This window comes from Cyanobium sp. FACHB-13342 (assembly GCF_014697415.1).
GTDB lineage: Bacteria > Cyanobacteriota > Cyanobacteriia > PCC-6307 > Cyanobiaceae > Cyanobium_A.
Genome location: NZ_JACJRT010000008.1, coordinates 272,610 through 288,651, shown reverse-complemented (window position 1 = coordinate 288,651; position 16,042 = coordinate 272,610). Strand labels below are relative to the sequence as shown.

The 16,042-nt window shown below is 64.9% G+C and carries 20 protein-coding genes, 1 tRNA gene and 1 riboswitch; of the genes, 11 read left to right on the top strand and 10 right to left on the bottom strand.

Going from position 1 to position 16,042, the window contains the following annotated elements; genetic code table 11:
• Position 1 precedes the first annotated feature (1 nt).
• The 5 genes from H6G16_RS06935 to H6G16_RS06915 all read left to right on the top strand — a co-directional run bounded on the left by H6G16_RS06935 (position 2) and on the right by H6G16_RS06915 (position 4,519).
• Positions 2 to 1,297: a glucose-1-phosphate adenylyltransferase gene (locus H6G16_RS06935; protein ID WP_190389547.1), complete on the top strand. Its 1,296-nt coding sequence runs from the start codon at positions 2 to 4 to the stop codon at positions 1,295 to 1,297.
• Positions 1,298 to 1,414: 117 nt separating this feature from the next.
• Complete coding sequence (gene gndA, locus H6G16_RS06930) at positions 1,415 to 2,833, top strand: NADP-dependent phosphogluconate dehydrogenase (protein ID WP_190389546.1); 1,419 nt, start codon at positions 1,415 to 1,417, stop codon at positions 2,831 to 2,833.
• 24 nt (positions 2,834 to 2,857) lie between these two features.
• On the top strand, positions 2,858 to 3,607 hold the full coding sequence (pgl, locus tag H6G16_RS06925; protein ID WP_190389545.1) for a 6-phosphogluconolactonase: 750 nt from the start codon (positions 2,858 to 2,860) through the stop codon (positions 3,605 to 3,607).
• A complete protein-coding gene (locus tag H6G16_RS06920; protein WP_190389544.1) occupies positions 3,604 to 4,146 on the top strand; it encodes a CIA30 family protein in 543 nt (180 codons plus the stop codon). Before pgl ends, H6G16_RS06920 begins: the two co-directional genes overlap by 4 nt.
• Positions 4,133 to 4,519, top strand: coding sequence for a hypothetical protein (locus H6G16_RS06915; RefSeq protein WP_190389543.1), 387 nt, complete (start codon positions 4,133 to 4,135; stop codon positions 4,517 to 4,519). The genes H6G16_RS06920 and H6G16_RS06915 overlap by 14 nt, the downstream gene beginning before the upstream one ends.
• Before the next feature lie 29 nt (positions 4,520 to 4,548).
• Here the strand turns inward: H6G16_RS06915 and ilvD are convergent, their stop codons facing one another.
• The 3 genes from ilvD to H6G16_RS06900 are packed head-to-tail and all read right to left on the bottom strand — an operon-like array spanning position 4,549 to position 7,246.
• The gene (ilvD, locus tag H6G16_RS06910) at positions 4,549 to 6,219 is read right to left on the bottom strand and encodes a dihydroxy-acid dehydratase (protein ID WP_190389542.1); all 1,671 of its coding nucleotides are present in this window, start codon (positions 6,217 to 6,219) and stop codon (positions 4,549 to 4,551) included.
• A gap of 57 nt (positions 6,220 to 6,276) precedes the next feature.
• A complete protein-coding gene (locus H6G16_RS06905) occupies positions 6,277 to 6,564 on the bottom strand; it encodes a hypothetical protein (RefSeq protein ID WP_190389541.1) in 288 nt (95 codons plus the stop codon).
• A 25-nt stretch (positions 6,565 to 6,589) separates the two neighbouring features.
• Positions 6,590 to 7,246: a uracil phosphoribosyltransferase gene (locus H6G16_RS06900; protein ID WP_190389540.1), complete on the bottom strand. Its 657-nt coding sequence runs from the start codon at positions 7,244 to 7,246 to the stop codon at positions 6,590 to 6,592.
• An 87-nt stretch (positions 7,247 to 7,333) separates the two neighbouring features.
• Here H6G16_RS06900 and H6G16_RS06895 point away from each other — a divergent pair, with 87 nt between their 5' ends.
• The 3 genes from H6G16_RS06895 to cobW all read left to right on the top strand — a co-directional run bounded on the left by H6G16_RS06895 (position 7,334) and on the right by cobW (position 9,733).
• Positions 7,334 to 7,810 carry a pentapeptide repeat-containing protein gene (locus tag H6G16_RS06895; RefSeq protein ID WP_190389539.1) on the top strand — a complete coding sequence of 159 codons (477 nt, stop codon included), beginning with the start codon at positions 7,334 to 7,336 and terminating at the stop codon, positions 7,808 to 7,810.
• A 10-nt stretch (positions 7,811 to 7,820) separates the two neighbouring features.
• Positions 7,821 to 7,969: riboswitch (cobalamin riboswitch) on the top strand.
• A gap of 82 nt (positions 7,970 to 8,051) precedes the next feature.
• Entirely contained in the window at positions 8,052 to 8,645 is a 594-nt protein-coding gene (locus H6G16_RS06890; RefSeq protein WP_190389538.1) for a HupE/UreJ family protein, read from the top strand.
• A gap of 2 nt (positions 8,646 to 8,647) precedes the next feature.
• Positions 8,648 to 9,733, top strand: a complete 1,086-nt coding sequence (gene cobW, locus H6G16_RS06885; RefSeq protein ID WP_190389537.1) for a cobalamin biosynthesis protein CobW — start codon at positions 8,648 to 8,650, stop codon at positions 9,731 to 9,733.
• A 13-nt stretch (positions 9,734 to 9,746) separates the two neighbouring features.
• On the opposite strand, the gene H6G16_RS06880 is transcribed toward cobW, so the two are convergent.
• Positions 9,747 to 10,085 carry a hypothetical protein gene (locus H6G16_RS06880; RefSeq protein ID WP_190389536.1) on the bottom strand — a complete coding sequence of 113 codons (339 nt, stop codon included), beginning with the start codon at positions 10,083 to 10,085 and terminating at the stop codon, positions 9,747 to 9,749.
• Positions 10,086 to 10,267: 182 nt separating this feature from the next.
• On the opposite strand from H6G16_RS06880, the gene purS reads away from it, so the two are divergent.
• Together purS and purQ are read left to right on the top strand one after the other, a co-directional pair.
• Entirely contained in the window at positions 10,268 to 10,540 is a 273-nt protein-coding gene (gene purS / locus H6G16_RS13085) for a phosphoribosylformylglycinamidine synthase subunit PurS (RefSeq protein WP_190389535.1), read from the top strand.
• Positions 10,537 to 11,202, top strand: coding sequence for a phosphoribosylformylglycinamidine synthase subunit PurQ (gene purQ, locus H6G16_RS06870; protein ID WP_190389534.1), 666 nt, complete (start codon positions 10,537 to 10,539; stop codon positions 11,200 to 11,202). Before purS ends, purQ begins: the two co-directional genes overlap by 4 nt.
• Before the next feature lie 83 nt (positions 11,203 to 11,285).
• Here purQ and H6G16_RS06865 read toward each other — a convergent pair whose 3' ends face one another.
• Positions 11,286 to 11,876, bottom strand: a complete 591-nt coding sequence (locus H6G16_RS06865; RefSeq protein WP_190389533.1) for a peroxiredoxin — start codon at positions 11,874 to 11,876, stop codon at positions 11,286 to 11,288.
• 253 nt (positions 11,877 to 12,129) lie between these two features.
• Here H6G16_RS06865 and H6G16_RS06860 point away from each other — a divergent pair, with 253 nt between their 5' ends.
• The gene (locus H6G16_RS06860) at positions 12,130 to 12,486 is read left to right on the top strand and encodes a hypothetical protein (RefSeq protein WP_190389532.1); all 357 of its coding nucleotides are present in this window, start codon (positions 12,130 to 12,132) and stop codon (positions 12,484 to 12,486) included.
• A 94-nt stretch (positions 12,487 to 12,580) separates the two neighbouring features.
• On the opposite strand, the gene H6G16_RS06855 is transcribed toward H6G16_RS06860, so the two are convergent.
• From H6G16_RS06855 to pxcA, 5 genes are all read right to left on the bottom strand, one after another.
• A tRNA-Met gene (locus H6G16_RS06855) sits at positions 12,581 to 12,654 on the bottom strand.
• 17 nt (positions 12,655 to 12,671) lie between these two features.
• Positions 12,672 to 13,694 carry a M23 family metallopeptidase gene (locus H6G16_RS06850; protein WP_190389531.1) on the bottom strand — a complete coding sequence of 341 codons (1,023 nt, stop codon included), beginning with the start codon at positions 13,692 to 13,694 and terminating at the stop codon, positions 12,672 to 12,674.
• A 120-nt stretch (positions 13,695 to 13,814) separates the two neighbouring features.
• The gene (locus H6G16_RS06845) at positions 13,815 to 14,324 is read right to left on the bottom strand and encodes a tRNA (cytidine(34)-2'-O)-methyltransferase (protein WP_190389530.1); all 510 of its coding nucleotides are present in this window, start codon (positions 14,322 to 14,324) and stop codon (positions 13,815 to 13,817) included.
• A gap of 20 nt (positions 14,325 to 14,344) precedes the next feature.
• Entirely contained in the window at positions 14,345 to 14,905 is a 561-nt protein-coding gene (cobU, locus tag H6G16_RS06840) for a bifunctional adenosylcobinamide kinase/adenosylcobinamide-phosphate guanylyltransferase (protein ID WP_190389529.1), read from the bottom strand.
• Positions 14,895 to 16,040 carry a proton extrusion protein PcxA gene (pxcA, locus tag H6G16_RS06835; RefSeq protein WP_190389528.1) on the bottom strand — a complete coding sequence of 382 codons (1,146 nt, stop codon included), beginning with the start codon at positions 16,038 to 16,040 and terminating at the stop codon, positions 14,895 to 14,897. The genes cobU and pxcA overlap by 11 nt, the downstream gene beginning before the upstream one ends.
• Between the last annotated feature and the right edge of the window lie 2 nt (positions 16,041 to 16,042).

Sequence of the window (16,042 nt, the reverse complement as noted above, 5' to 3'; positions counted from 1 at the left end):
TATGAAACGCGTACTGGCGATCATTTTGGGAGGCGGTGCTGGGACACGCCTCTATCCGCTCACCAAGATGCGCGCCAAGCCAGCCGTACCGCTGGCGGGCAAGTACCGCCTGATTGATATTCCGGTCAGCAATTGCATCAACTCAGAGATCAATAAGATTTATGTACTGACCCAATTCAACAGCGCCTCGCTCAACCGTCACCTGACGATGAGCTACAACCTCTCCGCTGGCTTCGGCCAGGGCTTCGTGGAGGTGTTGGCAGCCCAGCAAACCCCAGAGAGCCCGAGCTGGTTTGAAGGGACGGCCGATGCGGTGCGGAAATATCAGTGGCTCTTCCAGGAATGGGATGTGGATCACTACCTGATCCTCTCCGGAGACCAGCTGTACCGCATGGATTACAGCCGTTTCGTTCAGCATCACATCGACACTGGAGCCCAGCTGACGGTGGGTGCCCTGCCCGTTGATGCCGCCCAGGCTGAGGGTTTCGGTTTGATGCGGACCAGTGCCGATGGACGCATTCAGGAATTCCGGGAGAAGCCGAAGGGCGAAGCTCTGGCTGCCATGCGGGTGGATACCCAGGCGCTGGGACTGTCGGCGGAGGAAGCAGCCAAGCGTCCTTACCTGGCATCCATGGGCATCTATGTGTTCAGCCGTGAGACGCTGTTCGACCTGCTGAATTCCAACCCAACCTCCACCGATTTCGGCAAGGAAATCATTCCATCCTCGCTGGCCCGGGGCGATCGGCTCCAGAGCTTTCTCTTTGACGATTACTGGGAAGACATCGGTACCATTGGCGCCTTCTATGAGGCGAACCTGGCCCTGACCGACCAACCCAACCCGGCCTTCTCCTTCTACGACGAAAAGTTCCCGATTTACACCCGTCCCCGCTATTTGCCGCCCAGCAAGTTGCAGGACGCCCAAGTCACCGCCTCGATCATTGGCGAGGGATCGTTGCTGAAGGCATGCAGCATTCACCACTGCGTGTTGGGGGTGCGGACCAGGGTTGAGGATGAAGTCGTTCTCCAGGACACCCTGGTGATGGGCGCTGACTACTTCGAATCCTCGGAAGAGCGGCTCGTGCTGCGGGAGCGAGGCGGTATCCCCCTCGGGGTGGGAAAAGGAACCACGGTCAAGCGCGCGATTCTCGACAAGAACGTACGCATCGGCAACAACGTGACCATCGTCAATAAGGATCACGTTGAAGAGGCTGATCGGCCCGAGTTGAATTTCTACATTCGTAACGGCATTGTGGTGGTGGTGAAAAACGGCTCGATCGCAGACGGCACCGTGATCTGAGCCAGCGTTGGCCCTTAAGCCAGGAGTTGCTGACACCATTGCCAGCAAGTTGTGACGGATGCTGTGGAGGGCTGCGTGGCTTCGCCACACTGAGCCCAATTGGATTCAAACTCCGCCATGGGCAAGGCACATTTCGGCCTCATTGGTCTCGGTGTGATGGGTGAAAACCTTGTGCTCAATGCGGAGCGCAACGGTTACTCCTCGGTTGTGTACAACCGCACCTATGCCAAAACCGAGGACTTCCTGGCCGGGCGCGGGGCAGGCAAGGACATCGTCGGCGCCGCCACCCTCGAGGAGTTTGTGGGTGCACTCGAGCGGCCCCGGCGAATCCTGATGATGGTGAAGGCAGGGCAGCCGGTGGACGACACCATCGCCGCCATCTCTCCCTACCTCGAGGAGGGGGACCTGCTCATTGATGGTGGCAATTCGCTCTACACCGACACGGAACGGCGGGTCGCCGAGCTGGAAAGCCAGAGTTTCGGGTATATCGGCATGGGCGTGTCCGGTGGCGCCAAGGGTGCCCTGGAGGGCCCCAGCATGATGCCCGGGGGTACCAAGGCGGCCTACGACGCCATCGAACCCCTGGTGCGCAAGATGGCGGCCCAGGTGAACGACGGTCCCTGCGTGACCTACATCGGTCCGGGGGGCGCTGGCCACTTCGTCAAGACCGTCCACAACGGCATCGAGTACGCCATCGAGCAGGTTCTCGCTGAGGCCTACGACCTGATGAAGCGGGTGGGCGGCATGAACGGCGACCAAATGGCTGATGTGCTCGCCGGTTGGAATGACACCGAGGAATTGGCCTCATTCCTGGTCGAGATCACCGAGGTGTGCCTGCGCACCAAGGATCCGGAAACGGGCGGCGACCTGGTGGAGGCCATCGTCGATGCGGCAGGACAGAAAGGCACAGGTCTTTGGACCGTGGTGAGCGCCCTCGAAATGGGGGTGCCAGTGCCCACGATCTATGCCGCCCTGAACGCCCGGGTGCTGAGTTCGCTGCGCCCAGAACGTCTCAGTGCCAGCGCCTTGATTCCGGCTCCGCCCGCCCATTCCTTTTCGCTGGGATCGCCAGCCGATGGCATGGGCCCACTCCGGGATGCCTGCATCGCCGCCTGCATCGTCAGCTATGGCCAGGGAATGGCCCTGCTGCAGGAGGCGTCCAAGCTGCACAACTACAACCTCAACTTCTCCTCCATCGGCCAGATCTGGAAGGGGGGCTGCATCATCCGGGCCCGGTTGCTGCAGCGGATCCAGAACGCCTATGGCGCCAATGCCTCGCTGCCGAACCTGATGCTGGACCCCTGGTTCGCCGACCAGATCAACCGGCGTCTGCCCGGGTTGCGCCAGGTGGTGGCCGGTGCGGCTCTGGCTGGGATTCCCGTGCCATGCCTCAGCAGCACCCTCGATTACATCGATAGTTACCGCAGCGGTCGGTTGCCCCAGAACCTCGTGCAGGCCATGCGCGACTGCTTCGGCTCCCACACCTACGAGCGGGTCGACAAAGCGGGCAGCTTCCACACGGAGTGGCTTGACTGAGGCTGCTGCCCGGTGCCCAAGGCCATGAATCCCCCTCCCTCCCCCGCCAATCCGTCCCCGACCCTCTACCGCCTGGTTGTGGCCGATTCCGCCGACGAGCTCGCCAGCCGCACGGCCCAGGCCATCGCCACAACCCTCGATCTAGTGCTGGCGGAACGGGACCGGGCCCAGATCGCTCTGGCGGGTGGAGAAACGCCGAAGGCGGCTTACCGGTTACTCGGCCAGCAGCATCTCCCCTGGGAGCGGGTGGATGTGCTTCTTGGGGATGAGCGTTGGGTTCCAGCCGATGACCCCTCCAGCAATGCCCGCATGCTCCGGGAGACCCTGCTCGCCGGGGAGCCAGGGTCCCACGCCTGCCTTCATGCGGTGCCCACCACCCTCGCCTCGCCCGAACAGGGGGCCGAGGCCTATGGGGAGACCCTGCATCAGCTCTGTCGCACCACCCCACCGGTGCTTGATCTGGTGCTGCTGGGGCTGGGCGATGACGGCCATACGGCCTCGCTGTTTCCGGGTACCGCCGCCCCGGGTGTGGTGGACAGGGCCGTCACCCTCGGCGAAGGCAAGGGGCTGCCCCGGGTGACGCTGACCGCCCCAACCCTGTCGGCGGCCCGGCAGGTGCTGTTCCTCGTGAGTGGCTCGGGAAAAGTGGAGGCGCTGCGCCGCCTGCTGGATCCCCAGGAATCCCCCGAGCGCACCCCAGCCAAGCTGGTCCGACCCTCGTCCGACGTGTGGATCCTGGCTGACCGCGCGGCGGCTGCAGGAGTGGCCCCGTGATCCCGATTTCCTCGGGGGACGGCTTCAGTGGTTGGCACGCCCTCAACGACACCGTGATGGGAGGGCGCAGCCAGGGCAGTTGCCGGGTCGGGCCCCAGGGGTTGGTGTTTGATGGCCTGTTGATCGAGGAGGGCGGAGGCTTCATCAGTGCCCGCTCCCCCCTGTTTTCGCCGCCGCTGGATCTTTCGGCATGCGAAGGCCTGGAGCTCGAGCTTGTGGGGGAAGGACGACGGTTCAAGTTGGCCGTGGCCTGCGCCGATGGACTGGCAGGGCTGACCAATCTGATCCCCGGTGGCTTGCGTTGGGTGATCGAATTCGGCACTGAGAGTAAAGGCGCCACCCTGCTGCGCATTCCCTTCCGCGATCTGCGGGCCTCGGTCCGGGCGAAACCGGTGGGCCTGCCCCTGGTCTTCGATCCAGCCCGGATCACCCGATTGCAGGTGCTGCACTCCCGATTCGCCGATGATGGTGGCCTGAATGCGGGCTTTCGATCCGGTCCGATCCATCTGGAACTGCTCTCGATTCGTGGCTACCCCTGAGCTGGTCAACACCAACCTGCAGCAGTTGGTGGCAGCGGCGGCCGACCTCTGCCGCAAGCCCCTGAGGCACGCCGTGCTCCCACTCGGTGCGGCCCAGCACCTGGATGATTGCTGTCTACGGCTGGAGGCCCGTCAACCAGATGGGATCCGCTGCCCTGAGGAGGATCTGGAGCTGGAGATCTATCGCAGCGGCGATGCGCTCAACCTCAACCTGGCCTGGTCTGAGGATCAGGAACGCCCCCTGCTCTGGCATGGGAACCATCCGGTGTGGATGGATCCCGCATCTGGAGAGCGCTGTGAACGGCCGCCCGATGGGGCTCCTTTGGAGGCCTTGGCCCGGCGGTTGCGGGCCCTGCTGCTCCCTCTGGACTGAGCCGCCCCAAAGCCAGCTGGGGATCCAGCTCAGGGCTGGTCGGTGACGGCGCCAAGGCTGCTGCTGCTCACCTGACGGGCATATTTGCCCAGCACTCCGGTGCGGTAGCGCGGCTCGGGCCTCACCCAGGCAGCGCGACGACGGGCGATTTCACCGTCATCCACATTCAATTGGATCAACAACTGGTTGGCATCCACCGTGATGCTGTCGCCCTCATGCACCAAGCCAATGGTGCCGCCCACAGCGGCCTCAGGTGCCACGTGACCCACCACCAGACCAAAGGATCCACCGGAAAAGCGGCCGTCGGTGATCAGGGCCACCGAATCCAGCAACCCCTGACCCACAATCGCCGCGGTGGGACTGAGCATCTCCCGCATGCCGGGACCGCCAACCGGGCCCTCCTGGCGCACCACCACCACATCTCCAGGCTGGATCTGCTTGTCGAGGATGGCCGCCAGGCAGGTTTCCTCGCTGTTGAAGACCCGGGCAGGGCCCGTGATCACCGGGTTCTTCACGCCGCTGATCTTGGCCACGGCGCCCTCCTCGGCCAAGTTGCCCTTGAGGATCGCCAGGTGACCCTTGGCATAAAGCGGATTGGAGAGCGGACGAATCACGTCCTGGCCCGCGGGGGGATCGCTGGGCACATCCGCCAGCACCTCGCGCAGGGTGCGGCCCTCGATGGTTCCGCAGTCGCCGTGGAGCAACCCGGCATCGAGCAGCAGCTTCATCACCTGGGGGATGCCACCGGCCCGGTGCAGATCCACCGTCACGTAACGGCCGCTGGGCTTGAGGTCGCAGATCACCGGTACCCGCTGGCGGATCGTTTCGAAATCGTCGATGCTCAGCGGTACACCGGCGGTGCGGGCCACGGCGAGGAGATGCAACACGGAGTTGGTGGACCCGCCCACCGCCATGATCACGCTGATGGCGTTCTCGAAGGCCTCGCGGGTCATGAGATCCCGCGGAAGGATGTTGGCTTCGATCGCTGCCACCAGCACCTCCGCACTGCGGGCGGCACTGTCGGCCTTTTCGGGGTCTTCAGCCGCCATGGTGGAGCTAAACGGCAGGCTCAGTCCCATGGCCTCGAAAGCCGCGCTCATGGTGTTGGCGGTGAACATGCCGCCGCAGCTGCCGGCACCGGGACAGGCGTTTTTCTCGATCGCCGTGAGCTCCTGCTCGTCGATCTTGCCGCCGCTGAACTGACCCACCGCCTCGAAGGCACTCACCACGGTGAGATCGCAGGCGCCGAGCTTGCCCGGCTTGATCGTGCCCCCGTACACAAAAATGGAGGGAATGTTCATGCGGGCCATGGCGAGCATCGCCCCCGGCATGTTCTTGTCGCAGCCGCCGATCGCCAGCAGCGCATCCATGCTCTGACCGTTGACGGCCGTTTCGATCGAATCGGCGATCACCTCACGGCTCACCAGGGAGTACTTCATCCCCTCGGTGCCCATGGAGATGCCGTCGCTCACGGTGATCGTGCCGAACAGTTGCGGCATCGCCCCGGCCGTGTGGGCGGCCTCCTCGGCCCGCTGGGCCAGGTCGTTCAGGCCCAGGTTGCAGGGCGTGATCGTGCTGTAGCCGTTGGCGATGCCGATGATCGGCTTGTTGAAATCGCCGTCACCGAAGCCCACCGCCCGCAACATGGCGCGGTTCGGGGAGCGCTGGATCCCCTGGGTGATCGCGGTGGAGCGAAGCATGGGCGAGTTTTCGGGCTGAGAGAAACCTACCGACCGGCCGCCAAGGAGCTCCTGGGATCAGGGCTGGGGGTTCATGGTTTCCAGTTGGCGACGGACGTCATCGATCGCCTGGTTGAGCTCATGAACCCGATCGTGGAGGTCGCGCTCGGTGTAGGGCTCGGCGGCCACAGCGTCCTGGAGAGGGATTGAACGCTGACGCCTGGGGCGATCGGCCTCAAGGCGGCGCCGTTCTGCTTCCGACAGCAGCCACCAGGCCAGCCCCGCGGCGCCGATCACCGCTCCGGCCAGCACGCTGAGGGCGGATCCGTTGCCCGTTGGGGTGGCGTTGCCGCTGCGATCGCCCATCAAACCGAGGTGTGTTGACGCCAGCCTAGGCAGGGCCAGCGACGCTTTCCAGCACGGTGCCTGCGAAGAGTCGCTCCGTCACGGGGCCGATGCCGGGCACGATCTGACCGAGTGCATTGAGGTCTGGATCGATCGCGGCCGTGTAAAGGGTGAGATGGCCGTGCCGTTCACCCAGGGACTGGAGTCCTGGGGCCGAGGCCAGGGCCGTGACGACCCGAAGTCGATCCCCGCTAACGCCCTGCTCGGCGAGGCGATCGAGCACCCGGATCAACCGATCACCGTCGCCCAACTCCGCGCAAAACAGCAGCACGCCGGCCCGGGGGTCGATGGGAGAGTCCAGGCCGGCGATCTCCCCGTGCTGGTCCCAAAGATGGATCACCCGGGCCGATGGCAAGACGGCCTGGGCCCCCTGCCAAAGGCCTAGTCCTGCGGTAAGCAGGGGGATGGCCACCAGTGGAACGGCGGCATCCACCAGGTCGGCCTGCGTGGGTGCCAGGGGGGTGTCCAGGTCAACCCGCCGGTGGGGTAGCCAGTCGCGCAGGGCTTCGTAACTCAGCCAGCGACCCAGTTCGGCTGTGGCGGTGGCATAGAGCGCGGCAGGGGTGTGGCGATCGCGCAACACTCCCAACCAGTGACCGATCAGGGGATGGGGGGGAACCACCACCCGCAGGGCCATGACCATGGTTGACATAACTTGATGACCCACCGTAAATGCGCGCCCATGGGCTCTCTGACAGCAACCCCCATCACCCGTTGGACGGGCTGGGGTATGGCGGCGCTTGGCGTCCTCCTGGCCTGGTGCTTGGCGGTCCCACCGGCCTGGGCCATCACGGCACCGGAACTGCGAAGCCAGCGCTCGCTCCAGGACCTTCAGCCTGATATGCATGGCCGCAACCTGCAGCAACAGGAGTTTCTCAAGGCCTCCCTGGCCGGGTTTGATCTGAGCGCCAGCGATCTGCGTGGGGCGGTGTTCAACAGCAGCGACCTGCGCGGGGCTGATCTGCAGGGCGCCAACCTGGAGGATGTGGTGGCCTTTGCCAGCCACTTCGAAGACACGGATTTGCGTGGGGCCGTGCTGCGCAACGCCATGTTGATGCAGAGCCACTTCAAGGGGGCCCAGATCGACGGGGCTGATTTCAGTGATGCGGTGCTCGATCTTCCCGAGCAGAAGGCCCTCTGCCAGAGGGCCACAGGAACCAACCCCGTGTCCGGCGTGGCGACCCGGGACAGCCTGGCCTGCCGATAGGGCGACAGGCCGATAGCATCAGCACACCGGTTCCGGTGGGGAACAGCCACCGGACGCAAGGGGGAAAGTCCGGTGCGAATCCGGCACTGTCCCGCAGCTGTGAAGGCGCGTCATTCCGACCGTCCAGTCAGAACGCCCGCCGGTTTTGTTTCCATCCACGGCGCGGACCGGACCCATGAGTATTCAGACGACCCAGACGCCCGGTCTGCGAGGACCATCCTTGTTGCCCAGATCCAGATCCATGCCTGGTCCAGTGGTCGCCGGCACGGCCCTGGTTGCTCCCCTGTTGCTTGGGTCCCCCGCCCTGGCCCACCACGTGGCCGACCTCGGCCAGTTGGCGCCCACCGCCTTCAACGGGGTGCTGAGTGGATTGGCCCACCCGGTGCTCGGGCCCGACCACCTGCTTTTCCTGCTCGCCCTCTCACTGGTGGGTCTGCAGCACCGCCGCCGCTGGTCCCTCGGTCTTTTGGTTGTCGGATTGTTGGGCAGCGCCGCGGGACTTCTCTGGCCGGGTCTGCCTGGCGCTGAAGTGCTGGTGGCCTGCACGCTGGTGGTGGAGGCCCTGGTGCTTCTGCGTCGCCTCCCCCTGGGGCTCCTGCTGCCTGCCATGGCCCTGCACGGGTACGTGCTGAGTGGACCCGTCTTCGGTTGGACGTCGATGCCCGTGGCCGCCTACGCCGCCGGGCTGCTGATCAGCCAGGGGGGCTTGCTCATCCTTGCCCTGGTCCTGCTCAGGCCCCTGGCTGCCCGGCTGTCTCCCGCCAAGCTTCGCTGGATGGCCCTGGCCCTCGCCGGCTGTGGGGCCACCTGGGCTGTCGCGGCTGTGGCGGGCTGACGATGGCTTCGTTGCAGCAACGTTTGCCGGTCACGGTGGTGACCGGGTTTCTTGGTGCGGGCAAGACGACCCTCCTGCGCCATCTCCTGCTCAACAGCGGCCAGCGCCTCGCCGTCTTGGTGAATGAGTTCGGCGAGGTGGGCATCGACGGAGCCCTCCTGCGCAGCTGCGGATTTTGTCCGGACGACGAAATCGAGTCCAGATTGGTGGAGTTGGCCAACGGCTGCCTCTGCTGCACCGTCCAGGACGATTTTCTGCCAACGATGGAGCGCTTGTTGGCGCGCGCCGACAGCCTCGACGGCATCGTTGTGGAAACCAGCGGACTGGCCCTGCCCGAACCGTTGATCGCAGCGCTCCAGTGGCCGGCGATCCGCACCCGGATCCGGGTGAACGGGGTTGTGGCCGTCGTCGATGGAGAGGCGCTGGCCGCCGGAGCTGTGGTGGCCAACCCGGCCGCCCTCGAGGCGCAGCGCCAGGCCGATCCCAGCCTCGACCATGGCTCCGCCATCGAGGAGTTGTTTGCCGAACAACTGGAAGCCGCCGATCTGGTGCTGATCAGCCGGGCCGACTCCCTTGGGGAGGGGCCTCTTCGGGAGCTCGAGGCGCGCCTGCTGCCTCAGATGCGCCCCGGGGCCGCGGTGCTGGCCATGGAACGGGGAGCGGTCTCACCCGAGCTCGTCCTCGGTCTGGAGCGGCAGGAGCCCCAAGGCGATGGCCACCACGCCCACGACCATGACGACCACCACCATGACCATGGGCACGATCACAGCCACGTCGCCATGGAATCACTGGCCCTGCACCTCAGCGGAGCCTTTGGACGGTCGGCCCTGGAGCAACAGCTGACCCAGGTGCTCCAGGATCCCAAGCTGATCCGTCTGAAGGGACGCCTCTGGCTGGAGGGCAAGGCCCGACCCCTGCAGATCCAGGCCGTCGGCCCACGTTTGGAGTGTTGGTTTGAATCCGGATCACCAGATCCGGCTGGGGATCAGCCCACTCCACCAGCGGGCCTGGAGTTGGTCGTGCTCGGTTTTCAGCTCGATCAAGCGGCGATCGAGGCAGCCTTGCTGCAGGCCGCCGCAGCGGTGTAGAGGCCCAAGGTCATCAATCCAGGGGAAAGTCTCCCTGGGCGCAGACGCCGTTCCAACAGAGTGCTGGACCCGCAATCCAGGTGGTGGCCACCGGGACCCAGGCCCCACCATCCCCACCGGTGGCCGGAGACGTCGGAGCGGGATCCTGCATGGTCACCGTACCGCTGCCGTCATGACGGAAAGCGATCCGTCGGCCGGCAACCTGGAGGGACCAGCGCTCACCCGGCTGCTCCACCTCCATGCTGCAGCGTTGCCAGGGGCCACCACCCACCCGACAGCGCAGGGGGAGCTGGTCGGCCTGAGCAGGGCCCAAGCCAATCCCCAGAGCCGCCAGACTCACAAAGGCAGCCAAGACAGCCCTCAGAAGAAAACACCGGCCAGGCGAAGCTGGCGCTGGCGGGCATGGAGCCTCTGGGGAGTGGGGAACGGGCCGGCCCACGGCGGGATGGACAGGGGGGCTGCTTTCAAGCTGGCCAGGGCCTGGGTACGGGGACCATCGAGCTGCCAAGATTTAACAAACCTCAAGCTCCTCAGGTGCCCGTCTTTCGCGCTCGCGTTCAGGTTTCCCTCCGACCATCGGTGCTGGATCCGGCTGGAGAAGCCACCAGGGCTGCCGCCGCCAGGTTGGGTGTCGATGGGGTTCGCCGTCTGCGCATCGGCAAAGCCATTGAGCTCGAGTTGGATGCTGCAGACGCAGCCAGTGCCAGGAGTCAGCTCGAATTGCTCAGTGATCGGCTGTTCGCCAATCCCGTGATCGAAGACTGGAGCCTGGAGATGGTCGACGCCAATGGGGAGCAGTCGGCATGAGCGCCGCCAGGACCATCGGCATCGTGGTGTTTCCAGGATCCAATTGCGACCGGGATGTGCGCTGGGCCCTCGAGGGGTGCCTGGGCCTCGCGACCCGCTTTCTGTGGCATGAGGAGACCGATCTGGGCGGTCTGGATGCTGTGGTGATCCCCGGGGGCTTCAGTTACGGCGACTATTTGCGTTGTGGAGCCATTGCCCGCTTCGCCCCGGTGCTGGACGCCGTGCGTGGCTTTGCCGCCGCGGGAGGGCCCGTTCTGGGCATCTGCAATGGCTTCCAGGTGCTCACCGAGATGGGCTTGCTCCCCGGAGCGCTCACCCGTAACGCCCGCCTGCACTTCCTCTGCGAACCCTCGCCCCTGGAGGTCCATCCCGGACGATCCCAGTGGTTACGGGGGTATGGCGAGGGAGAGTCCATCGTGCTGCCCATCGCCCACGGTGAAGGCCGTTTCCAATGTGCCCCCGAGGAGCTCGCATCCCTTGAGGCCAATGGACAGGTGGTGCTGCGCTACGCGGCCAACCCCAATGGTTCGGTGGGCGATGTGGCCGGGTTGAGCAACCCGGCAGGAAATGTGCTGGGGCTGATGCCCCACCCGGAACGGGCCTGTGACCCCTGCACCGGAGGCCTTGATGGCCGGCGCCTGCTGGCCAGCCTGCTGGGTTGAGCTCCAGCCCAAATCCTTTCAACCAAAAAGCTCAAAAAAAAGGGGGCCTAGTGGCCCCCTTGCTGCCGTTCAGGAGCCGAGGCTCAGTTGACGGCGGCAAAGAACTCCTTGCTCTTGACGGGGTCAGGGTTCATGGTCTTTTCGCCAGGAGTCCAGTTGGCGGGGCACACCTCATCAGGATTGTTGCGAATGTGCTGGAAGGCCTGCAGCAGACGCAGGGTCTCCTCCACGCTGCGACCCACCGGCAGGTTGTTGATGGTGCTCTGCATGATCACCCCATCGGGATCAATGATGAACAGTCCGCGCAAGGCCACACCAGCGTCCTCGTCCAGCACCTCATAGGCACGGGCGATGTCCTTCTTCAGATCGGCGACGAGTGGGTAGGCGATGTCGCCAAGACCACCGTTTTTCCGTTCGGTTTGAACCCAGGCGAGGTGGCTGAACTGACTGTCCACCGAGACGCCCAGGACTTCACAGTTGCGGCTGGAGAACTCACCGTAACGGTCGGAGAACGCCGTGATCTCCGTGGGGCACACGAAGGTGAAGTCGAGGGGATAGAAAAACAGCACCACGTACTTGCCGCGGTAGTGGGAGAGGGTGATCTCCTTGAACTCCTGATCCACCACGGCGGTGGCGGTGAAGTCAGGAGCCTGCAGGCCAACGAGCCGGGACATGCTGGAGGGGATGAAGAACAGGGGCGTCGAACCAACTGGAAGGGGCCCTCGGCTCAACCACACGTAGGGCCCTCCAGGGCAGTCCTGGGGACGACGGTGAGCCAGCGCTCAGACCAGGCTTGGGGCAAGTCCCATGGGGACGGTCAGCCCAAAGTCGGATCGACTTCCAGTTGAGACTTCAACAATTTATCACAGCCTCCTGGTGCTTGTGGCCATAGTCTGGACAGACGTCACCCCATCGAGATCGCTGTCCATGGCCTGGGAGCCGAGCGTGCTGCGCAAATACAACACCACTGGCCATTTTCGCCTGCTCAACCAGTTGCGCTCCGAACTGAAGGCCAACCCCCTGGTACGCCCCAAGGAGGGACAGAGTGTGGGTGAGGTGAACCGCAGCAAGGCCCTGATTCGAGCCATTGAAGGCCGCTCCCAGGGGTATGGCCGCGGACGCCGCAGTGGGGCGAGCCAAAGCACGGTGGCCGCGTCTGCGCCCCAGGCCCCTCCCCAAGCGGCACAAGAGCCCACCTGGACCGCAGGCACCGAGGGGGCAGGGGACGACGGTGCGGGGTCAGCCAGCTTTCGCGAACGCCTGAACGCCGTGGAGCTGCGCTAAACCGTTCCGGGCCTTGCACGGCACCGCCAGCCCAAGCCCAACACTGGGGCTTGTTGGCAAAAAAAAGACGGCCCGAGGGCCGTCCGCACGCCAATGGCTCGGGGGAGACTTGAACTCCCGACCTTGGGGTTATGAATCCCACGCTCTAACCAGCTGAGCTACCGAGCCGCGGTGAACTGACTTTATCAGGCCCTGGGTGGCAAGAACTGGAGGGGGTTGGCCGCCCCTGCAGCCGGGGGGTGGATCTCAAAGTGGAGGTGGGGGCCGGTACTGCGACCCGTGCTGCCCATGTGGGAAATCAGGGATCCCTGGTCCACCTCCTGGCCAACCCGCACCATCAGACGGCTGTTGTGGGCGTAGAGGGAGCGGCTGCCATCCGGGTGGGCGAGGGTGACCAGATAGCCGTAGCCACCGTCGTGCCATCCAGAGAAGACAACCCGGCCGCTCTTGGCCGCCACGATCGGGGTGCCGACGTTGTTGGCCACGTCAATTCCCTTGTGCATGCGCCCCCAACGCCAGCCGTAGCCGGAGGTGAACACGCCCCGGGTCGGCCAGATCCAACCCTGGGAGGAGGTGGGTCCGTCAAAGGGCTTGGTGGGTTCCCCAAAACCAGGCAATTCCGGCCAACTCACGCCGCCGCTGGTGGTTGGCTTGAGCCCCAGCACCATGCGGGTACGACCGGGAGCGGACTGGGCTAGGCGGACCTGGCTGCCAACCACCAGGCGGGCGGTTTCCAAGCCTGGATTGAGCTGGAGGAGCTCCTGCAGGGTCAGGCCGTAGCGCTGGGCGATCTTGACGACGGTGTCGCCGAAGCGAACCACCGCCCGATCTTCGACGGGCGGGAGCGACTGCAGCGGGGGGGTACGGCGGAGCTCGCTGGTGTCAATGGCGGCCAGATGCTTGATCTGGCGGGTCTTGAGGCTGGGAACCACCAACCAGTCACCCTGGCGGAACCGGTGGTCTTCGTTGACGTCGTTCAGTTTGGCCAGCCGCTCCTCGTCGAGCTGGAGGCTGGTGGAAAGGTCCTCCACCGTGATCGGTTGGCGGACCTTGACCCAGATCCGATCGGCACTGGGGGCGGGGAGGGCTGCGATGAGGGTGTCGACGGAAGCCTTGTCGAGGTCGGCGGGGGAGAGAGCCACAACCACGGCCGGCACGGCCACGGCGCAGGGGATCAGGATTCGCAGACTGGTGAGCAAAGGCTTCATGCAGTTCTTCCCATCGGACAAAGCTCGTGGAGAAGCCGACATCCCCGAGCCGGGCAGAGAGTAGCGGACGGAACCCTGGGCCACAAGTGACGGCCGCTACACCCGCAGGGGCCCATCTGTCTAGAGGCCTGTGGTGCCAGTCGATCCCGCTGAAGTCAGGAGATCCTGTTGACGCAACGCCTCGAACAGCACCACGCCCACGGCGACGGAAAGATTGAGGCTGCGCACGCCGACCTGGCCACCACGGGCGGAACGGGCCATCGGAATCGTGATCGCCGCATCGGCCTGGTCCATCACCTCCGCTGGTAGGCCGTCGGTCTCACGGCCGAAGAGCAGCCAATCGTCGGGCGCAAAGCGCCAACGGGTGTAGGCCTGATCGGCGTGACTGCTCAGGGCAATCAGGCGCCCCCCCCGGGATTGACGCCGCTCAGCAAAGGCGGACCAGCTCGCGTGACGCTCCAAAGCCACCAGGGGCCAGTAGTCCAGCCCGGCACGGCGGAGTTGGCGGTCGTCGATCTGAAAGCCGAGCGGGTCGATCAAGTGCAGATCGGTGCCGGTGGCTGCACAGGTGCGGGCCACGTTGCCCGTATTGGGGGGGATCTGGGGTTGGTAGAGGACGATCCTTGGCATGGTGATCGGTGAAAGGCCGCTTAGCCGGCCGGTACGGGCACGCTGCAGGCCCGCAGGTCGAGGGCCCGACCTGCCACCACCAGCCAAAGGCCTGAGCAGAGGGGCTCCAGTTGCTGCTCCAAGGCTCCCAGTCGGTCCCGGAACAGTCCCCCGATGGCCGTGGCCGGGACCACCCCCCAGCCGGCCTGCTCGCTGACGAGCACCACGGACACGGCGCAGTGACGCAGGGATTGTTCTAAGCCGGCACAGCGCAACCGCCAAGCTGCGGCATCCAGGTCGAGTCCGGCCGCCACCCAGGTGCCGAGGGAGTCCACCAGGGCGAGGCCTGGAGGTCGAAGGTCGAGCAGGGATGGAGCCAGATCAGCTCCCACCTCCAGGGTGCGCCAACTGGACGGGCGGCGGCGTTGGTGGGCGGCGATGCGGCTGGACCAGGAGGGATCCTGATCCGTGGGTGAGGGTCCGGTCGCGAGATACACCACCGGTTGGCCGGATTGGATGGCCAGATGCTCGGCCCAACGACTTTTGCCACTGCGGGCAGGGCCCAGCACCAGGGTGGGACCTGCTGCTGAATCAACCGCCACCGTTCATGTTGTGCAAGGTGGCCACCGACGAAGGGGAGACCCGGTTGAGATAGCGGAAGATCCAGTACTTGAACACGGTCGCCAAAACCACCGGGAAGGTGGCGATGAACAACATGATGAAGTTCTCGCGAGCGGGAAGCCCCAGGTGATGGGCCACACCATCGAGGAGAACGGTCCAGCCCTCAGGGCTGTGAAACCCCACAAAGATGTCTGTGAACAGGATGATCGCAAAGGCCTTGGCGCTGTCGCTCAAGCCATACACCAGCTCATCGAGAAAGCCACGCAGCACTTGAAGATCGCGGCGTCCGAACACACACACCAACACGAAACCCACGAGCCCGCCGAGATCGGCCAAGACGTTCTTGATGGCATGGGTGCTCTCAAGATCGGCCTCCTCCTTGAGCTCCTGGGCCCGACTGGCGAGTTGCGCCTGCAACTCTTCGCGGCTGGGTAGTGGATTGCCCTGCAACAGGGCGTCAAACTCAATCTCCGCCTGGAAGACCCGCAGCTTTTCAACGGCCTTCTCCTCCAATTTGGGCTTGGGATAGGTGAGGAAGGCGTTATCGGGTGCAAAACGATCCACCAGGGGCGACACCACATAGGTGCGACTGATCTGCTGGACCAGGACTGGCACCAGAATCAACAGCAACAGGATGCGCAGCGACACCAAGGTGGAGTCGCGGCGACGGCGGAAGCCAGCCACCACGTTGGCTTCGGCCTCCGGATCCAGCTGCCTCCGCACCTGATCCACCACACCAATCAGGCTGCGTGGCAGAACCTCCGGGGATCGGCTGATGGCCGGAAGTGGATCCCGCTTGGCGCCATAGCGGGCCACCACCGTTTCGATCAGTTGGAATTGGCGGATCTCCTGGCCAGCCAGTTCACCCCGGTGGGGCCCCACGGTGCTGATGGATTGGCGACAGACGTCGAGGGCAGCGCGGAATCGGCGCAACAACTGGGCCTGGGCGGTCCTGGGGATCCGCAGATCCAGCTCGGGGCGAACGGGGCGATCGTTGTAGTGCTCGAGTTCAATGCTCTGGATCAGCAGGGCGGATTCGTAACCCCGCTCCAGGTCATGGCTGACATCTTGGGCCTGGGCACGCCCGAAGGCGCCCATCCAGTTGGTGAGTGCCATCG